At 36.1% G+C, this 19,261-nt stretch carries 16 protein-coding genes; 11 read left to right on the top strand and 5 right to left on the bottom strand.

The genetic code is table 11. The features are described 5' to 3' along the window. Positions 1-416 (top strand): hypothetical protein (locus IPI65_23565; protein ID MBK7444413.1); only part of this gene is annotated, 416 nt, incomplete at its 5' end. Between the two features lie 47 nt (positions 417-463). Here IPI65_23565 and IPI65_23560 read toward each other — a convergent pair. Together IPI65_23560 and IPI65_23555 are read right to left on the bottom strand one after the other, a co-directional pair. After that, positions 464-1,258, bottom strand: coding sequence for a sterol desaturase family protein (locus IPI65_23560; protein MBK7444412.1), 795 nt, complete (start codon positions 1,256-1,258; stop codon positions 464-466). A 90-nt stretch (positions 1,259-1,348) separates the two neighbouring features. Next, positions 1,349-2,182 carry a hypothetical protein gene (locus tag IPI65_23555; protein MBK7444411.1) on the bottom strand — a complete coding sequence of 278 codons (834 nt, stop codon included), beginning with the start codon at positions 2,180-2,182 and terminating at the stop codon, positions 1,349-1,351. 233 nt (positions 2,183-2,415) lie between these two features. On the opposite strand from IPI65_23555, the gene IPI65_23550 reads away from it, so the two are divergent. The 5 genes from IPI65_23550 to IPI65_23530 all read left to right on the top strand — a co-directional run bounded on the left by IPI65_23550 (position 2,416) and on the right by IPI65_23530 (position 7,352). Beyond that, complete coding sequence (locus tag IPI65_23550; protein MBK7444410.1) at positions 2,416-3,426, top strand: histidine kinase; 1,011 nt, start codon at positions 2,416-2,418, stop codon at positions 3,424-3,426. Beyond that, the gene (locus IPI65_23545) at positions 3,423-4,145 is read left to right on the top strand and encodes a response regulator transcription factor (protein MBK7444409.1); all 723 of its coding nucleotides are present in this window, start codon (positions 3,423-3,425) and stop codon (positions 4,143-4,145) included. Before IPI65_23550 ends, IPI65_23545 begins: the two co-directional genes overlap by 4 nt. Positions 4,146-4,267: 122 nt before the next feature. Further along, complete coding sequence (locus tag IPI65_23540; protein MBK7444408.1) at positions 4,268-5,173, top strand: hypothetical protein; 906 nt, start codon at positions 4,268-4,270, stop codon at positions 5,171-5,173. A gap of 18 nt (positions 5,174-5,191) precedes the next feature. Continuing rightward, complete coding sequence (locus IPI65_23535) at positions 5,192-6,463, top strand: vanadium-dependent haloperoxidase (protein MBK7444407.1); 1,272 nt, start codon at positions 5,192-5,194, stop codon at positions 6,461-6,463. A 124-nt stretch (positions 6,464-6,587) separates the two neighbouring features. Next, on the top strand, positions 6,588-7,352 hold the full coding sequence (locus IPI65_23530) for a T9SS type A sorting domain-containing protein (protein MBK7444406.1): 765 nt from the start codon (positions 6,588-6,590) through the stop codon (positions 7,350-7,352). An 80-nt stretch (positions 7,353-7,432) separates the two neighbouring features. Here IPI65_23530 and IPI65_23525 read toward each other — a convergent pair whose 3' ends face one another. Next, positions 7,433-9,238 (bottom strand): glycosyltransferase, encoded by a 1,806-nt coding sequence (locus tag IPI65_23525; GenBank protein ID MBK7444405.1) that lies wholly within the window; start codon positions 9,236-9,238, stop codon positions 7,433-7,435. 128 nt (positions 9,239-9,366) lie between these two features. Between IPI65_23525 and IPI65_23520 the strand changes: the two genes are divergently transcribed. After that, entirely contained in the window at positions 9,367-9,885 is a 519-nt protein-coding gene (locus IPI65_23520) for a putative metal-dependent hydrolase (GenBank protein ID MBK7444404.1), read from the top strand. A gap of 7 nt (positions 9,886-9,892) precedes the next feature. On the opposite strand, the gene IPI65_23515 is transcribed toward IPI65_23520, so the two are convergent. Further along, positions 9,893-10,510 (bottom strand): inorganic pyrophosphatase, encoded by a 618-nt coding sequence (locus IPI65_23515; protein MBK7444403.1) that lies wholly within the window; start codon positions 10,508-10,510, stop codon positions 9,893-9,895. A gap of 30 nt (positions 10,511-10,540) precedes the next feature. After that, positions 10,541-13,642 carry an ATP-dependent helicase gene (locus IPI65_23510; GenBank protein ID MBK7444402.1) on the bottom strand — a complete coding sequence of 1,034 codons (3,102 nt, stop codon included), beginning with the start codon at positions 13,640-13,642 and terminating at the stop codon, positions 10,541-10,543. 64 nt (positions 13,643-13,706) lie between these two features. Between IPI65_23510 and IPI65_23505 the strand changes: the two genes are divergently transcribed. From IPI65_23505 to IPI65_23490, 4 genes are all read left to right on the top strand, one after another. Continuing rightward, positions 13,707-14,714 carry a hypothetical protein gene (locus IPI65_23505; GenBank protein ID MBK7444401.1) on the top strand — a complete coding sequence of 336 codons (1,008 nt, stop codon included), beginning with the start codon at positions 13,707-13,709 and terminating at the stop codon, positions 14,712-14,714. Next, complete coding sequence (locus tag IPI65_23500; protein ID MBK7444400.1) at positions 14,702-15,283, top strand: CPBP family intramembrane metalloprotease; 582 nt, start codon at positions 14,702-14,704, stop codon at positions 15,281-15,283. Before IPI65_23505 ends, IPI65_23500 begins: the two co-directional genes overlap by 13 nt. A 100-nt stretch (positions 15,284-15,383) precedes the next feature. After that, on the top strand, positions 15,384-17,933 hold the full coding sequence (locus tag IPI65_23495) for a hypothetical protein (GenBank protein MBK7444399.1): 2,550 nt from the start codon (positions 15,384-15,386) through the stop codon (positions 17,931-17,933). Beyond that, positions 17,833-19,212, top strand: a complete 1,380-nt coding sequence (locus tag IPI65_23490; GenBank protein ID MBK7444398.1) for a hypothetical protein — start codon at positions 17,833-17,835, stop codon at positions 19,210-19,212. The genes IPI65_23495 and IPI65_23490 overlap by 101 nt, the downstream gene beginning before the upstream one ends. The last annotated feature ends 49 nt before the right edge of the window (positions 19,213-19,261 follow it).

The raw sequence follows: 19,261 nt of genomic DNA, 5'->3' as shown, positions 1-19,261 counted from the left end.
CAATTTTAGGCGTCAGGTTTCAGGATAATGAAGAACAAATTCATTATGGATGGATTCGCTGCAGCGTAATTGACAGTGCCGAAGGGCTTATTATCCATGATTATGCTTATGAAACCGAAATTAATCATCCTATTGCTGCCGGTAGTTTAGAAAGTTATGTTGACATTCAAAACATGACTGCCAATAATTTCAATTTTAATGTTTATTCATTTAATAAAAAAATTTACATTATTTCTGACAAAATTACACCCGAGTGCACCTTTGTGGTTTATGATATAAATGGTAAAATATTAAACTCCGGCCTTGTTAATGCTAAACAAATTCAAACCACGGTTAAAGATTTTACAGGCACCTGTGTGGTTCAAATTAAAAATCATGATGAATCAGTATTCCAAAAACAGGTGGTTGTAATTTAATAATTTTTTTAGATTTACTGCGTTAAAAGTGCAAGCAATTAAATAGTTTACATATTAATTTTTTGTTGCCTGTTTTCAAAAGTCTGTTGATATTTTTTATGATTGGTATGCATTATATTATCCCAAAAATTAAAATATAAACCATAATTACATTTATTGTAATGATGATGCATGTCGTGGTGTGTAGTGGTGTTAAAGATTTTACCAATTGGCGTTTTTAAAAAACCTATTGGAAATAATTCATAACCTAAATGACCCAATACGTTCATAGCAGTCATGGCAAAAGCAAATAGTATCAACACAACTATATGCAAAGGAATTATAAATACTATTGGCACAACAAATGAAAACTCCAAAAATGCCTCTATCGGGTGAAATGAAAATGCCGTGAATGGCGTTGGTGTAACCGATTTATGGTGGTAATAATGAATATATTTATATAAAATAGGCAAATGCATTAGTCGGTGCAGCCAGTAAAAATAGGTGTCATGTATAAATAACAGGAGGATAAAACTGCCCGCTGTATAAAGTGGAGGATACCGGTTAATATCATTATATATTTTAGTTAAACCTTGTTGTGTAAAATAAATTACCATCGACATACATGCGCCAAAAATGATGAATGATATTATTGATGCTTTTATTTCTTTGCCCATCATCTTATTAGGCACATACTTTTGCTGAATTTTTCGTTTTGTTAATTGTTTTTTAAAAATAAAATGTACAGTTAAAAATGCAAATCCGGCAATTAAAAAATATCGGATGAGTAACACAACAAAAGCAGCCACCCATCCTGTAAGAAATGATAATTTAGGCAATAGCACTGTCATGAATATCCACATATTAAATTATTTATAAGGCCTTTAATAAATAAATTGTTTTTAAAAGAACCGGGAGTAAATTACTCCCGGTTGTCAACATTACGCATCACATTATGGTAATAAGTAAGTATAGGTTTTTAACCCTATAGTAATTGCTATTTCTTTATCACAATCCCCGTCCCCATAATTAATCGCACGATTAATATTATCGGGAAATGTTAATTGTATTTCACCACTTATTGGATAATAAATGCCCTCTGCCCAACAAGCTGAGTTAAAAACCACTGCCTCTGCAATTACACCACTATAGTTATAACCATCTACCGAACCGCTAAAACCACCGGTTGTTTCAAATACATCATCATACAGGTTTTCACTACCGGCTCCGCTTGTCCAGGTAACGGTTCTGTTACATTCAAGTGTAATAATATCGCCGTCAGGTTCAGTATAAATACCATCAGTCACAGCATATGACATTTCCAGTTGACCGTTATTGTTATAATCAATTGTATTGTAAGTTAATGTCCCGTTTATTTGATATCCATCTACAGAAAAATTATCCAAGGTAATCAGCATAGTGCTGCCCGGTTCACGGGGAATTCCATTATAATCTACAATAATTTTCCCTTTGCGTTCACGTCCATCTAAACCAATACAACCTTCAGTACCTAAATCAAAAATGAGTACCGTGTTTATGGAATCATATAATACCGTAACACAATTTCCAAATGCATATTCGGTATAATTAGGGTCTTCCATATATTGAATGGTGGCCTCTTCCGACATGGTAACTACATCGTCGTAACTTTTTGTTGTTTCAGCTACCATTTTAGCTGAACCGGGATCAGTGTTTTCTGTGATTATTTCTTCGTCCTTTGAACAAGAGAATAATGCTAAAGTAAATAATGCTGTTGTGGCAATTAATTGAATTTTCATTTTTTTCATAATTTTTGTTTTTTGTTGAGGCAAAGATGTTGCGTTCGTTATTCAGGAAAAATTATATTCAATAGCAGGTTGCTTTTATTAAACAAACAATACGAATTTGCCCATTTAGGGAATTTATACCGGTTACATATCTGTTTTTCGTTAAAACAAGATGTTAGTAGAAACATTTTAGCCGTTCGTAGAATAAACAGATTCGTTTCCGGCTAAATAATTAAGTTTGTAAGGTGAGCAATGTGCTTAAAAAATATCAAATCGTTTGGCATAGTTTGTTTTGGGTGTTGTTTTTAGCACTCATGACGTTAATATTTGCGCGTTTTCTTGGCTTTGAACAAGCCCTGCTGCGCAATTTGGCTAATTGCCTCGTGCTTATGCCGTTGGTGTATTTTAATCTTTACTTTTTAGTGGATACTTTCTTATTTAAAGAAAAGTATTTTCAATATGCCGGCATCGTAATTTTACTAATTGCCATTACTTCACCACTAAGGGCTTACATTGATAATACCTTCCGTTTTAACAACAACAATCCTTTAGTAATGTATTCGCCTGCCCACTATGGAACCATTGTATTAAGTTCGGTTATTATGCTCGGTGTAACCACTACACTCAAATTATTGGAAGAATGGTACGAAAAAAAGGAAGTTGCCGCCACCCTTACCAGTTTGAAACTGGAGGCAGAACTTCGTTTTTTAAAAGCCCAGGTTAATCCGCATTTTTTATTTAACGTTTTAAATAATATTTATACCCTCACGTATTTAGAAGGAAAAGTGGCCGCGCCGCAAATTTTAAAACTCAGCGGTTTAATGCGGTATATGTTATACGAAAGTAATGAAGCTTTAGTACCACTTGCTAAAGAGCTGGAGTATATTAATAATTACCTAGATTTACAGCAGTTAAAAAATGAAAATAAAAACAAAGTTCAATTCAAATTAATTGGAGATCCTGCTGCAATTAAGATTGCTCCATTACTATTTATACCCTTTTTTGAAAATGCATTTAAACACGGTGATGTAATGAATACCACCGATGGCTTTTTGCGTGCTGAAATTAACATCTCCCAAAACTATTTAAAATTTAATATTGAAAACAGCATCGCACCACCGGAAAGCAGAAAAGATAAAACGGGCGGAATTGGATTAGAAAATGTAAAAAAGCGTTTAGATTTGCTTTATCCGGAAAAATTCGTTTTGGATATTTTTACACGGGATAATGTTTTTTTTGTTCACCTTACAATTGATTTGTTTTGAAATATTCATGCTTAATTGTTGATGATGAAGCACTGGCATTGCGGCTGATGGAAGATTATGTATTAAAAATTCCGCAGTTAGAAATTGTAGGTAAATGTTCCAATGCATTGTCCGCTTTGCAAATTTTAAACGCAAGACAAATAGACATTTTATTTCTTGACATTCAAATGCCTGACCTCACCGGAATTGAATTGATAAAAATTGTAAAAAACAAACCGGCCATTATACTTACTACGGCGTATTCAGAACACGCTTTAGAAGGTTACCGGCTCGACATTACCGATTATCTGCTAAAACCAATTCCGTTTGAACGATTTGTTCAGGCTGCAAACAAGGCTATTGAATGGTGTAATTTCAAAAACTTTAATCCTGCCTTACCAGCGCAAAATAATACAACTCAAAATTTACCCGACCATTTTTTTGTGAAGTCTGACTATAAACAGGTAAAAATATTTTATTCAGATATTTTATACATAGAAGGATTACGCGAATACGTAAGCATCTTTACTTCAGAAAAAAGGATAATAACATTAGAAACATTAAAAAACATGGAATTGTTATTAGCCGAACAAAATTTCATCCGCATACACAAATCTTACATTATTAATAAAGGTAAAGTAAATGCTATAAATGGCAATATGGTTGAACTTGGCAAACAAAAAATCCCGATTGGCAAAAGTTATAAGGCAGAGGTATTGCAATTGTTAAAAATAAAATAATTGGTTAATCGCATTCCCCGTTTTCATCTTACAATTGCCTGTAACATTGAAAAACCTTTTATTGCTGCCAAAACAGGCCAATAATCCCAATTTATTGGTATAATTTTAGCTTCTCAACCGGTATGAAAAATTTATACATCCTTTTTTTACTTTTTATTGGTGGTTTTAGCGTCTCTGCACAAACAATTCAGTTCGATTCAATAGGCGTTAAAAGCATGGAAATTGGCACCGTGATCATAAAAAATGATACTTGGGTTATAAAAGTTGAAAAGCCCGGCGTTACACAGTATTACCTGCCTGTAAACTTACCCGAACAATACTGTATAAACAATCAGGATATCGTGTTTGAAGGTGCTATTGGCCGTATTCCGGTAAATGTGCGCCTCATCGGCACGCCCTTAAAACTCAGTATGGTTAGAAACCTTTACCGCACCAAACCCGAACCCGGCAATGGTGAGCACATTCCGGAAGAAAAACCTGCACCGAAAACAAATCCCGACTCCATTGGCTTTATTAGCAAGTCGGTGGGAAAAGTAATTGTGATAAGCGATGTTTACCTGATCGAACAAAATGTGAACGGTGAAGTAAAAAGATACATCCCCGACTTTTTACCCGACGATTTTAAAATTGCAAATACAGAAATTACTTTCAGTGCTATTATTTTAAAACACGACCCGTCAATACGTATGATGGGAACACCCATAAAAATTAAAGAAATAATGGCCGAATCAACCGAACAATTTGATGAAAATAAATTACAGGAAGCAGTGAAAGAATTATTTCCTTTTGATTCAATTGGTTTTTTACCCGAAACCAAAGGTGTAATTAAATTAATTGCCGGAACATTTATCATTGAAGTTGATAATGGCAGAAATGATATGACACGTTATTTACCTATTTTATTACCAGACGATTTTAAGAAAGAAGGAATTACCGTTATTATTTCCGGAACAATTGGAAAAATTCCGGCAAACGTGCGAATGGTTGGCACACCAATTACTTTAGCAACAATTGGACTTGTAGAATAAATTAATAATTTTTTATCCTTGAAATATTGTACACTTTTACTCCTGTTTTTTACTGCGCAAATTAAAGCGCAAACTACAATACACGATGCCATACACGATGTTTCGGATGTAATTGTACACGATGTTTTTACGGCGCCGGCAACCAGCAGAATATACGCCTACTGTGCCTTTGCAGCCTACGAAGCAATGGCACCGGGATACACAGGTTTTAATACATTTGCCGGAAAAGCGAATGGTATGCCTTTAATGCCACAAGCGGAAAATGCAGAAAAAATTGATTTTGAAGCCGCCGGAATTTTAGCTTGTTATTTTACTGCGCAATCATTTATTTTTTCTGAACAATTAATTGAAGAAAAAATGGATGTATATATTGCAACATATCAAAATCAATATCCAAATAAAACACTTGGACCAACAATTATTTATGCAAAAAATATTGCATCACAAATTGAAACATGGTCGCATAGTGATAATTATATTTCCACACGTCCGCTTCCGCGATATACATTAATAAATGAACCTTACGCATGGCAACCAACGGGTCCCGATTTTGCTGATGCAAACGAACCTTACTGGGGAAAATTAAGGCCTTTTTTTATTGATAGTACTACCATCCACAATATTGCCAAGCCATTGGAATTCAGCATCCAAAAAGATGCTCCTTTTTACAACGATGCTTTAGAAGTTTATCAAACCACCAACAACTTAACGGCAGAACAAAAACAGATTGCCGATTTCTGGGATGATAATCCTTATGCAGTTACCTACGTTGGCCACATGCAATACGCAAAGAAAAAAATATCACCGGCCGGCCACTGGCTGAATATTGCCGGAATTGTACTGCAACAACAACACTTTACAAGTATACAGTCTGCCTATGTTTATGCTCTACTTGCCGCAACCAATGCCGATGCCATTATTGCTTGCTGGGATGCAAAATATACCTTCAATTTAATGAGGCCCGAAACTTATATTAAAACATATATCGACCCCGCATGGCAACCTTTTTTAACCACGCCACCCTTTCCGGAATACAGTTCCGGCCATAGCACCGTTTCCGCCGCATCTTCAACAATCCTTACTTATTGTATCGGCGACAATTTGTTATTTACCGACAGTATTGAGTCGGCTTATGGCATAGCACCACGTACATTTAATTCATTCCACAAAGCGGCTGAAGAAGCCGGTATAAGCCGCTTATACGGCGGAATTCATTTTAGAACAGCAATGCAAAACGGAGCAAAACACGGCGAACAAATCGCGCTGTTCATTATCCAAAAAACGAAGTGAGTTAATTGTGTTCAAATTTTAATTCAACAGTCATTTTCTTGTTAAAAATTCTGTCCTTTTTATTGAAATAATCTTTAACTTTAGCCTGAAATCTTAATTTTTAAGCTTAAAAAACAGATTAATTATGAAAAAAATTTACTCTTTTCTTTCAATTTTGTTTGTAACAGGTGCATTAACTGCACAGGTAAATGTTACCTATATGGTAGACATTACAAACTACTTAGCAGCAGGTAATACACTTGGTGCTGGCGGAATCAGAATTGGTGGCGACTTCGCTGCTACAGGTGCTATGAACGGTGCAACAGCTATGGCTGCTTGGACGCCTTCAGATCCTACTTGTGCTTTAACCGACATGGGTAGCAACGTGTGGAGCATTACCGTTACTTATCCAACATCTTCAATTGGTATGACTCAGCCTTACAAATTCGTTAACAACGACTGGGGTACAAACGAAGGTACAGATGCAGCAACAACAATTGCAACTGACGGTTGTGGTACTGATGATGGTGGTGGAAACATCAACCGCACATTACTTATTCCTGATGCAGATGTAATGTTACAATACTGCTGGGATGCTTGTTTCAAATGTGATGGCAGCGCTCCTGAAGTATTAGGTGTTGAAAACGTAAACGCTATTTCTGGTGTTGTTGTTTCTCCAAACCCTGTTTCTACTAACGCTACTATCAGCTTTAACTTAACTACAGGTGCAGAAGTTTCTGTAAGCATCATGAACATGATGGGTCAGGAAGTTTTAACCGTAGCTAACGCTAACGAAGTTGCAGGTAACCATGCTTATAGCATCGATGTTACTTCACTTCCTGCCGGTAACTATGTTTTCCGTGTAATTGCAGGTGATGCAGTTACTTCAGGTAACATCGTTAAATTGTAATTAAATAAATAATTACTACATAAAAAACCCCCGGCGATATTTCGTCGGGGGTTTTTTAATGCTATTATTTTTATTAAAATTTATTTTCCTTGCAACACCAATTGATATGCTTTTTCATAATTAGAAGCTAAATTGCTCCAGTCAAAATTTTCGGCATAACTCTCAACCGTGTTTCTTAAAATAATTCTTTCTCTTCTGCTTAATTGAACGAAATTATACATTGTGTCACATAATTCATCTGCGCTTTCATCAAAGGTTTTTGTTTTTCTTTTTACGATGTAAATACCTCTCTCATCCAGGTTGCGGAATTTTGTCTGACAGTAATTTCCAAACCCGCTCAAATCGCTGGTAACAGCCGGTACACCGCGCGCAACACATTCAAGCGGTGTATATCCCCATGGCTCATAATAACTTGGGAACAAGCCTAAATGGCATCCCCTTACAAATTGTGGGTACTCCATGCCGAATAACGGCGAAGTAGCTGCAACAAAATCAGGATGATATACCATTTTCACTTTATCTCCCGGCTTATTAATTAAATCGTGACCGCGTAAATAATTTAATATTTCATCACCGGCATCATTTTTTAAATTATGTGTAACAACTATTGGCCAGAAATCACTTTTCCAGCTTTGAATTTGTTTTCGGTACCTGAATTTCCAATAATCGTCGATAAAATCATTTAATTCAGGCACATTCGGATCAACATTTGTTGCTGCTGCTTTAAATAATTTTTCACGAATTTGTTTTAACATTTCTTCGCAGGTTGCTCTGATGTCGTCCATAGCAGCCCTGGCGTGTAACACAAGCGGATTAATGGTTTCAAAGGGACGTTTGGTGATAAAAAACATGACAACTGTTTTGTCCATGTTTTCTTTTTTCATTCTATCGTTTAATCGTTTTAATGCTTCTAAAGTTAAGTCATATCCTTTATTGTGATATTCATAACGGCCTGAAGTAAAAAAATAAACTGTTTTATCTAAATCAAAAGTATAAGAATGGAAAAAATGCGACATCACAAATTCATCAATTTTATTTCTGAATTGTCCGTGCAAATTTTGTAATTCATGTGTTGCCAAAAATCGTGGTAAGCTGATACCATTCGGTAAAATCATATCCGGTTTTCTGCCCAACAAAAATTCACATTCTTTTCCGGTAATATCACTAACGGTGGTAAAAATATCGCAATCGTTGGCCGCCATCCGCTCTAACCGTGTTTGTGGTTCGATGTAAAATTTTTGCGCCATTTGCAACCAGTCGTAATTGCTCAGGTTTTTATAAAAATTTTCATCATTACCCGCAATATAACGGCCTAATAAGGTGGCATGCGTAGTAAAAACTGTTTTTATTTTTAATTTTTCCTTTTTAATTGCACCAATCGGCATCCCGGTCATCCATTCATGAAAATGTGCAATAATGGGATTCCCTTTTTGTAACGATTCTAATGTGCGCAGAAAATGCGTCACTAAATCACCAAAAGCAATTACCTGTTGCAATAAATCATCCGGATTAAAAATATTTATTTTATGGTCGTGCAATAAGGTTGTTCGTATTTCTTTTATTTTATCGAACACCTGCAACGGCGGCATCAAAATCACTTTCGGCTTGCCATCTGTGAGCCAACGGCCATAATGAATTTCAAAACCCAGCTTCCGCATCTCCAAAACGGCTTCCCCAAAAGCATCATCATATTCAAATCCTTCTTCAAACTCCGCAGGTAGTTTACTATGTAAAAGCGGCCCTACCATACAGTAATTTCCCGCCCATTTATCTACAATTTCAGGTGCCTTGCTGCGCACTACAGTATAAATTCCACCCACCTGATTACACACCTCCCAGGCTGTTTCCACTAATAACGGTGCATATAAACTCGTTTTATCCGGCATAAAGTCGCTTGCTTAATGTTTACTTAAAACACTAAGATACGCATTGGTTAAAATTTTGGGTAAAAAACATAAAATGTGCTAAGAACTAATTTTATTTGAAGTTGTAATCCATTTCAAATTCAATATTTATGCAAAACCTCCAATACCCAATCGGCAAATTTTCAGCACCAACCGAATTTTCCCGCGCATTAATTGATTCATATATAGCAATAATTAAATCCTTCCCCGAAAAAATTACTGCTGCCACAAAAAATCTTTCAGCACAACAATTAAATACACCTTATCGCCCTGAAGGGTGGACTGTTATGCAGGTGGTGAATCATTGTGCCGATAGTCACATGAATAGTATTATCCGTTTGAAGCTAGCCCTCACTGAAGAAAAACCCACCGTTAAAGGATATAATGAATCAGAATGGGCTAAATTAGTTGACAGCATTAACTTCCCGATTGATGCATCGTTAAAAATAATTGAAGGAGTACATGCGCGCTGGATTGCAATATTAAATAGCATGTCGGATGCTGATTTTCATAAATCATTTATTCATCCCGTTAGCGGAAAAGAAATTTCATTATTTGTGAATACCGCATTATACGCCTGGCATTGTGAGCACCACCTTGGACATATCGGCATTGTAGCAAATGCCTGATTAATTTTTATGCAGATTTAATTAAATTAAAATAATCTTCCATCGAGGTTTTAATAATGGTTCTTGCCTCTTCTTTGTTGTAGAGATGGGTGATTTCTGCTTTATTTGGCGCACCCGGCATGGCCTTGTACGTTAAAAAATAATGTTTTAATCGTTCAACTAACGATAATGGTAAATGGTCGATATCATCCCATCCGGAATAAATTTCATCATTATACATTACGGCAATAATTTTATCATCTGCCTGTCCGCCGTCTATCATTCTGAATCCACCGATTGGAATTGCCGGAACAATAATGTTTCCATGTGTAATATTACGTTCAGTAAAAACACATATATCCAATGGGTCACCATCGCCATGAATGCCTGTTCTGCCTGTCTTTTCACCACAATATTCACCTATTTTTTGACCACAATATGTTTGTGGTATAAATCCATATAAACAGGGTAATACATTTGAATATTTTTGGGGACGGTCAACCTTTAAAAATCCCGTAGCCTTATCTATTTCATACTTCACGGTATCGGTTGGCACAATTTCGATAAATGCCGTTACCGATTCAGGTGCATTTAAACCCGGACTAATGCCATGCCATGGGTGAACGGTATAATTTTGTTTTAACATAATGTATTTTTAATCTGTCAGTATTGTGCTTCAACCAATTTCACGTACAAAATTACACCAGTCGCAATCTTCTTCACCACAACCTGTTGTAAATTCTAAGTTTTTAATGCGCCGATAAACATCTTTAATTTGCGCTTTTACAATATCAACTTCATCCTGAATAATATTAAAACGATGTTTCACTAATTCACCTTTTTCATTTTTTTCAAGAAAATCAATTTCTCCACTTACCATTTTCCATGGTTTATATTTTTGATTATCCAGCAATATTTTATAAAACATGATTTGTCGCCAGTAATCACCACCCAACGGATCTTTTTCATTAGGTGCATATAATTTTTCTCTGCTACGGTCCGAATTTCCTGTTTTATAATCTACCACATTCACGTCTTTACCCCAAAATTCAACCTTGTCAAACACGCCCGTAATAGGCACTTCATCCATAATTACATTTCTAATCGGGTATTCCAACACAACAACTTTATTAAACTGATGAAGGTATTTATTATAATAATCAGTTAATACCTGCATTCCTAATTCAATCCTGTTTTGAAATTGTTTTGCTGTAAACGAATCCTCATTTCTGCGCATCTCATAAATAAAATCATCTATCACAATATTAATTGTCGGAAATTGTTGCTGCTCCGATTCACGCATGCGTTCAAACATTCTGCGTAATGCATAGTGAATAGCAGACCCAAACGACATACTGTCATTTTTTGCAGCAGGAACACCTACAATTCTTTCGAAATAATATTTTAGCGGACAATCTAAATATGCATTTAATGCCGAAGCACTCATCACAAAATGTTCAACTTTTTGTTGGATATAATTTTTGTCGAACAATTCAATTTTAACAGGAGGTGTTTCAATAAGTGCTGTAATTTTATATTCTGCAAGTAATTCTTCGCCTATTGTTTGCGGTTGTTGTATTAATCCTGTTCCTTCTTTTAATTGAGCGATAAATGAAGACGGCTCCGTGTCCTTTCCCTCGTTCGTATGGGCTGCATATGAAATAATCAAATGTTGTTCTGCCCTGGTCATGGCAACATAAAACAATCGGCGCAAACCCTCTTCCTTGCTGCTTCCCTCTGTAAAAGTGAGCGTGTCCGGCAGCGAAAAACGCCTTGAATCGGCACGCGCTTTTTCCCACTTGTCGCTATTCATACCGATTAAAAACACATACATAAATTCAAGCCCTTTGCTGGAATGTGTGGTAATAAAATTAACACCGCCCGGTTTTGAAATCGATTTTTGTATTTCAATTTTTAATCCGTGCATTTCCATTTGCTCCAGCGTATCCATGTATTGCCTAATTGTTATCCGTGGCAATCGCAACCCTTCCGATTTAATATGGTCAAATAAAGTAGTAATTACTTCCAGATTAAATACACGGTTATCTGCTTTTAATAAATATTGCAACAAACCACTTTCATTTAATACCTTTTCAAATAACATTTGTAAGGTAAGATTAAACGTCTCGGCAATCCAATGCGTAATATTTGCTTCAAATTTTATAATAGATGGATAACTCCGCAATTTTATCGTGCTCAAAACCGTATTATCACTTAAAACTGAACGCCAGGTAAAATTTTTATCCCGCTTCGAACTAATCCATGCAGAAATTGCCGCAATATCATGTGGATGAATCTCAAAAAACGGATAATGCATAATTTCAAACAACAAATGTTCTCCGGTATGCGGCTTGCGACTTTCATCGCCGAGATATTTTAATATGTTTATTATTTGCGTTACTAAGGGTAATTCAAGAATATTTATTTTTCTGCGTACCTGATATGGTAAACCGCGTTTTTCAAATACATTAATTAATTCTTCAGCCTGTGCATGTTTATGATATAACACCGCGATGGTATCCGGATTAACACCATCCTGAATTAATTTTTCAATTTGCATCAGCACACCGGCATGTTCCTGTGCCGGGTTTTGATATTCAAGCAATAGCGGTTCATGTAATGTTTGTCGAGCAGGATGCGCCGCAGTAAGCACTTTCGACAATCCATCCAGCCTGTTTATAAGCCGCTCCTTATTTGACTCAATAATACTTTTTGAAGCATCTAAAATTGCCTGATGCGAACGGTAATTTTCAGTTAAAACAACCACCTGAATTTCGCTTTCATAAGAGCGATAAAAATCGATGATGTTTTTTACACGCGCTCCCTGAAATTCAAATATACTCTGATCATCATCTCCAACTGCAAAAACGTTTGGAACATCCCAATAACTAATCAGTAAATTTAATATCTCATTTTGTGCGCCATTGGTATCCTGAAATTCATCTACCAAAAAATATAAATACCGCTCCTGATAATTGCGCAACATATTTTCTCCTGCAGGCGAAGGGTCCTTAAATGCTTTGATAACCCATAAAATCATATCGCTGTAATCGTATCGGCCAAGGGCCTTCATTCTGGCAACATATTCAGGATACAAATTGGCTGCAGCGCGGGTTTTTTCCATTTTATCTATTTCCGCCTGTAAATCTTTCTGCTTTATGTCACCAATTTTAACCCCTGTTTTTGTACTTCCCTTTTTATAAATATAATCCTCACGATTGGGTAAATCCGCAATATATTGATCTATTGCAGTATTTAATCTGTTTTCATCCCAATCCTCATCTTTCATCATTTTAAAAAAATTATTCAGGCGACTTACATCATAACTGGTATCACCTTTTAATTTTTTTAACGGATGATCAATAGGCAGCTCCTGTAACATTTCCTCAATTAAATTAACGTTCTCCAACTCTGAAATGGGCTCCAGTTCACGTTTTCCGAAATAATCGAGATTCGCCTGAATTACATCGTTACAAAATGCATGAAACGTATAAATATGCACGCGATAGGCATCCGGCCCAATAAAATCCAGCAAACGCTTGCGCATGGCAATTGTGCCTGCATCGGTATAGGTTAAACACAAAATATTATCGGGCAAAGTATCGGTTTCCATCAGGATTTTCCCGATACGAACTGCCAAAATCTGTGTTTTTCCCGTTCCGGGACCCGCAACAACCAATACCGGACCTTCAATGCTATCAACGGCTTTGCGCTGTTGTGCATTTAACCCCTCGTATGCTGCTTCGAATGATTTTTTATGGTTGGTTGAAATTTGCATGCTATTTCATGTAGTTTTGCACTTGCCGGCTCAACGCCGCTAAACAAATGTAATTAAGGAAAAAATGTCGAACAATAATAAATATTTACTGCTGATTTTATTTACAACGGCAACTGTTTTTTTCGGTTGTAAAAAAAATGTTTCTGACGATAAAGATAAAACAAATAAAGATACACTGGCTGTCGTGAAAAACGATACTGCTATTTCTATTAATTTGGAAAATCCAATCGCCGATGAAAAAATAATTTTACGCTTTCAACCTGAAATCGGCACTAAATATGTAGTTGAAAGTAATGTAAGCATGAGCCTTGATGAATCGCAGGATACTTTTAAAATTAGTTATAAATCAAAAAAATACGGAAAAGTAAATTTGAAAATCCTTGCTAAGGATAAAGAAAATTATAAAATTGAATTCGTATTGGTCGATACACGCGAAAATATAAAAACCGATACAACAACAATCGATTATCAATATAATAAACCACTTGCCGACCCATCAGCTGATATTAACCGTAAAATTGAAGACTGTCTCGTAAACAGTCCCCTCACCATTTTGATGACCCCCTCCGGTGAAGCCCTTGATATACTTGGTTATGAGGCTATTATTGCAAAAGTTAAGGCAGTAGTTGGCCAACAAAATATTCCCGATCAAATGATAGCCGCTCAGTTAGGAACACCAACTGAACATCTTGAAAATTATTTTTTAAATTATCCGGATACGGCCATTAAAATTGGTGATAAATGGACAATCGTTACTGCTTCACAAATGCAGGGTGTGCCAATTACTTTAACCAATAATTATACACTTGCCGACAGAAAAGATGGCATCGCTTATATTAATTTTAAAGTGGATATTGCTATCGATAAAAGTGCAATTCCTGCTGATGTAGCCGCAAAAATGGCCAACATAAAATTTAGCGCTTACATAAAAGGCACCGGCGAAGTAGAAGAAAAATCCGGTTGGCCAAAAGTGATAAAAGTAACGCAAGGCGTAAATCTTTCCGATGTTTATGAAGGGCATGTTACCACTTCAAAACAATTTAGTTCTTCAGTAATTAAGTGGATTCAATAAAACATCCAAAATATTACATATTAATTGCCGGCTTAGTCACGCTTTTTGGTATTGGCGGGGTTGGTTTGGGGCTGATGTACTTTTTTCATAAAAGTTTATTTTATCAGTTATTAATACATCCGGCAAGGAGCATAGCCTTCCAGGTTGCTATTGGGACAATTTACGCCATAATTGCACTTATTCCGCTCACAATACTACTACAGCTCAAAATGTTGGATGGAACCCGTCATTTTTTTGCCGATTTATTGTTGCGGTTTAAGGTGAGTTTTCCGCAAATCATTTTATTATCATTGTGTGCCGGTATTGGCGAAGAGCTACTTTTCAGAGGTGCAATTCAACCCTGGCTGGGCATCTGGCTTACCGCTGCGTTGTTTATAGCACTACATGGTTATCTCAACCCCAAAAACAAACCGCTTTTTATTTATGGCATAGTTTTGTTAGTAGTGAGTGCCGGTTTTGGTTATTTATTGCCAAAATATGGTATTTACGCGGCTATGAGTGCACATTTTTGGATAGATGTGGTATTGATGCTTTACCTGAAAAAGGCTGCATCAAAACTCAAAACCTGAAATTTAATGTTGCCATACTTATGCAATTTTTAATAAACTGAATCTCAATAAAAAATATTTACATTTTTTAGTATAACTTAGGAAAAAATCAACACTGATTATGAAGCGGAAAAGTATAATGCTCGTTGCCATTTTAATGTTAGCAGGAGCCGTGATTTCAGCAATTACATTTCAAACTATGAAAAATCCCGAATACAGCAATTGGCAGGGTTATGATGCCGAATGGAAAGTGGTAGACTCCCTCGAAAACCAGGGCCTGCCCGAATCTGCTTTAAAAGCAGTTGAAACAATTTACACCTTTGCGAAAACCGATAAAAACGACGGGCAATTAATAAAAGCCGTTATATATAAAGCAAAGTACATAAACATGGTGCAGGAAGATGCACAAGTAAAAGCCATTAACCTTTTTGCAGCGGAAACAGAATTGGCCACCGGTGTTACTAAAAGTATTTTCCAAAATCTGTTAGCCGAAATTTATTGGAGTTATTATCAAAATAATCGCTGGAAATTTTCAAATCGCAGCACAACTGTCGATTTTAAAAATGACGATATCAGCACATGGGATATAAAATCTTTACACCAAAAAACATACGATTTATATGTTGCTTCTATTCAAAATCGTGAAGAATTAAAAAAAGTAAAAATTAATAAATACAGCGCCATTTTAATTGAGGGTGATGCTTACGGAAAAATGTTGCGCCCAACCGTTTACGATTTTCTCGCACACCGCACACTTGATTTTTTAATGAACGATGAAGTGTATATAACCGAGCCGGCTTATTCGTTTAAAATGGACAATCCGGTTATATTTGGCAGCAATAAAGCGTTCGCAGGGCATGAATTTAGTGGTGATAATAATGCATCGAAAAAATTATTGGCGTTGCGCATTTTACAGGATTTAACTATTGCACATATATATGACCCGCAACCCGCAGCTTTAGTCGATTTAGATATTAAACGTTTGGCATTTGCTAAAAACAATGCCGTAAATCTGAATACCGACAGTCTTTATTTAAGTGCATTAATAGCAGAAGAAAAATTATATCGTAAAGACAGCAGCTCAACACAAATTAGTTATTTAATTGCAACAGAACATTACAGCAAAGGTACTAATTATCAACCTCTCGCCGGTGATGAAAATAAATGGGAGAACAAAATTGCCATCGACATTTGCAACGCTGCCATTGCCGCTTTTCCAAACAGCATAGGTGCAAAAAATTGTGCTGCTTTAAAAATAACCATCCAACAAAAAGAATATACCATTACTGCTGAACGCGTAAATGTTCCGGATAAACCATTCCGCGCAGGTGTGAGTTTTAAAAACATCGACACCCTGTTTTTTAAATTGGTAAAAATCAGCTCCGAAGACATGAGTCGTGTTGAAGCTATGGAATACGATGTTAAATTTGCCGAGCTCGAAAAATTTCCGGTGGTTAAAAGCTGGAATCAACCACTGCCCGTTGATGGCGACTATCAACAACATTTTACCGAAGTAAAAATTGATGCGTTACCACTGGGAAGTTATTATTTAATTGCCAGCGAAAATGCGAAATTCGTAAGCACATCAAATAAATTAGTTGCTCAGGAAATATGGATAAGCAACCTCAGTTATATTGCTTCAGGAAATGATTATAACAATGCACCTAATAAAGATTTTTATGTATTGGACCGCACAACAGGTAAACCAATTTCAGGAGCAACCATTCAAACATATCGCAAAGACTATGATTATAACAAACGCGATTACAACTATAGAGAATTAAAAAAATATACAACAGATAATAATGGTTTGTTTTCCGTTAATGACCCACTTGTTGCTGATTATTATTATTTTAATTTCAGTATTAAAAAAGGTAACGATTTTTTAGATGCTGATAATAATTATTACATCTCCAAACAATACAAAGCAAATAATAACACCACACAAAATACCTATTTCTTTACCGACCGCGCCATTTATCGCCCGGGACAAACTATTTATTTTAAAGGTATTTTAGTTGAGCGCAGTGCTGATGGCAAAACACAAAATGTAATGGAAAATCAGAAATCCACTGTTACATTTTATGATGTTAATGCACAAAAAATTGCAAGTCTCGATTTAACCACAAACCAGTACGGCTCATTTAGCGGAACCTTTACCGCGCCAGCTTCCGGGCTTACCGGACAAATGCGTATTCAAAGTGAATCGGGTTCTGCTTATTTTTCTGTTGAAGAATATAAACGCCCTACGTTTTCAGTAAGTACCAATCCCGTAACCGGTAATTATGTTTTGGGAGATAGTATTTCCGTAACAGGAAAAGCTGTTTCTTATGCCGGCGCAAATATCGATAACGCGAAAGTTGCTTATCGGGTGGTTAGAAATACTTTTTATCCGTATTATTATTACAATTACGACAGGTGGTGGAAACCGGCACCAATGAGTGCTGATGTGGAAATTACCAATGGTGTTGCTTATACCGATGCTGAAGGTAATTTCAAAATTGATTTTATTGCTTTAGCTGATTTAAATGCAGATAAAAAATTATTACCACAGTTTTCTTATACAGTTTATGCCGATATTACCGATGTTTCCGGGAGAAACCCGCAGCACACAGGCATATGTAACAGTAGGATATACATCAGTAAATGTATTTGCAGATGTTCCCGTTAGTTCAACAACCGGAAAAAATACAATCGTAAAAATTACAACCAATAATTTAAATGGTTCTCCATTGTCAACAAGCGGTAAAATTTCACTTTTTGCAATTGATTCACCTAATAAATTGTATCGCGACAGAACCTGGCAACAGCCTGACGTTCAAATTTTGAGCAAAGCCGAATACAATAAATTATTTCCAAACGATTTATATGCGGATGAAAATAATATATATAAATGGCCAGTGCTCAACAGCCTTTTAGAAGCAACCTGTAACAACGAAAAAACTGACTCTGTTGTTTTAAATACTGCTACATTAAAACAAGGTATTTATAAAATGGAAATCAGCACTGTAGATAAAAGTGGTGAAATAATTAAAGTAGTTAAATACCTGAGTATTTTAAATGAAGGTAATTATAGCGTAACACCTGAATATAATTTTACTACTACCGTAAGTAAAAATTATCAGCCAGGCGAAAATGCCATAATCAATATTGGTAGCAGTGCAAAAAATGTTACCGCCTTATTGGAAATTAGTCGCGCCGATGGAACCAGCGCTCGCAAATGGATTACCTTTCCAGATATGGGCAATCGCGGCAGCAACTCCAGCATGATGGATATCGAAATCCCGATAACTGAAGCCGACCGCGGTGGTTTATCTGCACAAATTTGTTTTATTAAAGATGGCCGCTTTTTTAATCAGCAATATTTTATTAATGTGCCTTGGGATAATAAAAACCTAAAAGTAGAATTAGAAACACATCGCGATAAGTTGCAGCCCGGCGCAACCGAAACCTGGAAAATAAAAATTTCAGGAAACAACGGCGAAAAAATTGCCGCAGAATTATTGGCAAACATGTACGATGCCTCACTCGATGCTTTTACCGGTCATTACTGGAATACCATTAGCTGGCCCGGATTTTATAATTATCGCTACTGGTCAGGCGCAACATTCGAAAACAGTCGGGGTTTTGTTTATACCGATAACGACTGGTGGAGAACAGGAAGTTATGTAGGATTTTCTTACGATGCACTCAACTGGTTTGGTTTATACTGGAGTGGAGGAAATTATTATTTTTATGATGGTGACCTGAGTATTAAAGGTAGTCGCGCAGATATGCCGGTTATGGCTGCTATGACCGAGTCGCTCGGAGATGGTAAAGTAGAAAAAAATAAGGCTTCTAATGAAGAATTCGGATTAGGTTTAGACACTCAAATAAAATTAGAGGATAAAGTCCAACAAATGCCTCGGTTGCGCCACCGCTTGATCAGGTTGCTACCAGAACAAATTTAAATGAAACCGCATTCTTTTATCCCCACCTTACAACCGATGCCGAGGGTAA

This window comes from Bacteroidota bacterium (assembly GCA_016706255.1).
Classification (GTDB): Bacteria; Bacteroidota; Bacteroidia; order Chitinophagales; family BACL12; genus UBA7236.
This window is presented reverse-complemented; position numbering and strand designations above follow the sequence as displayed.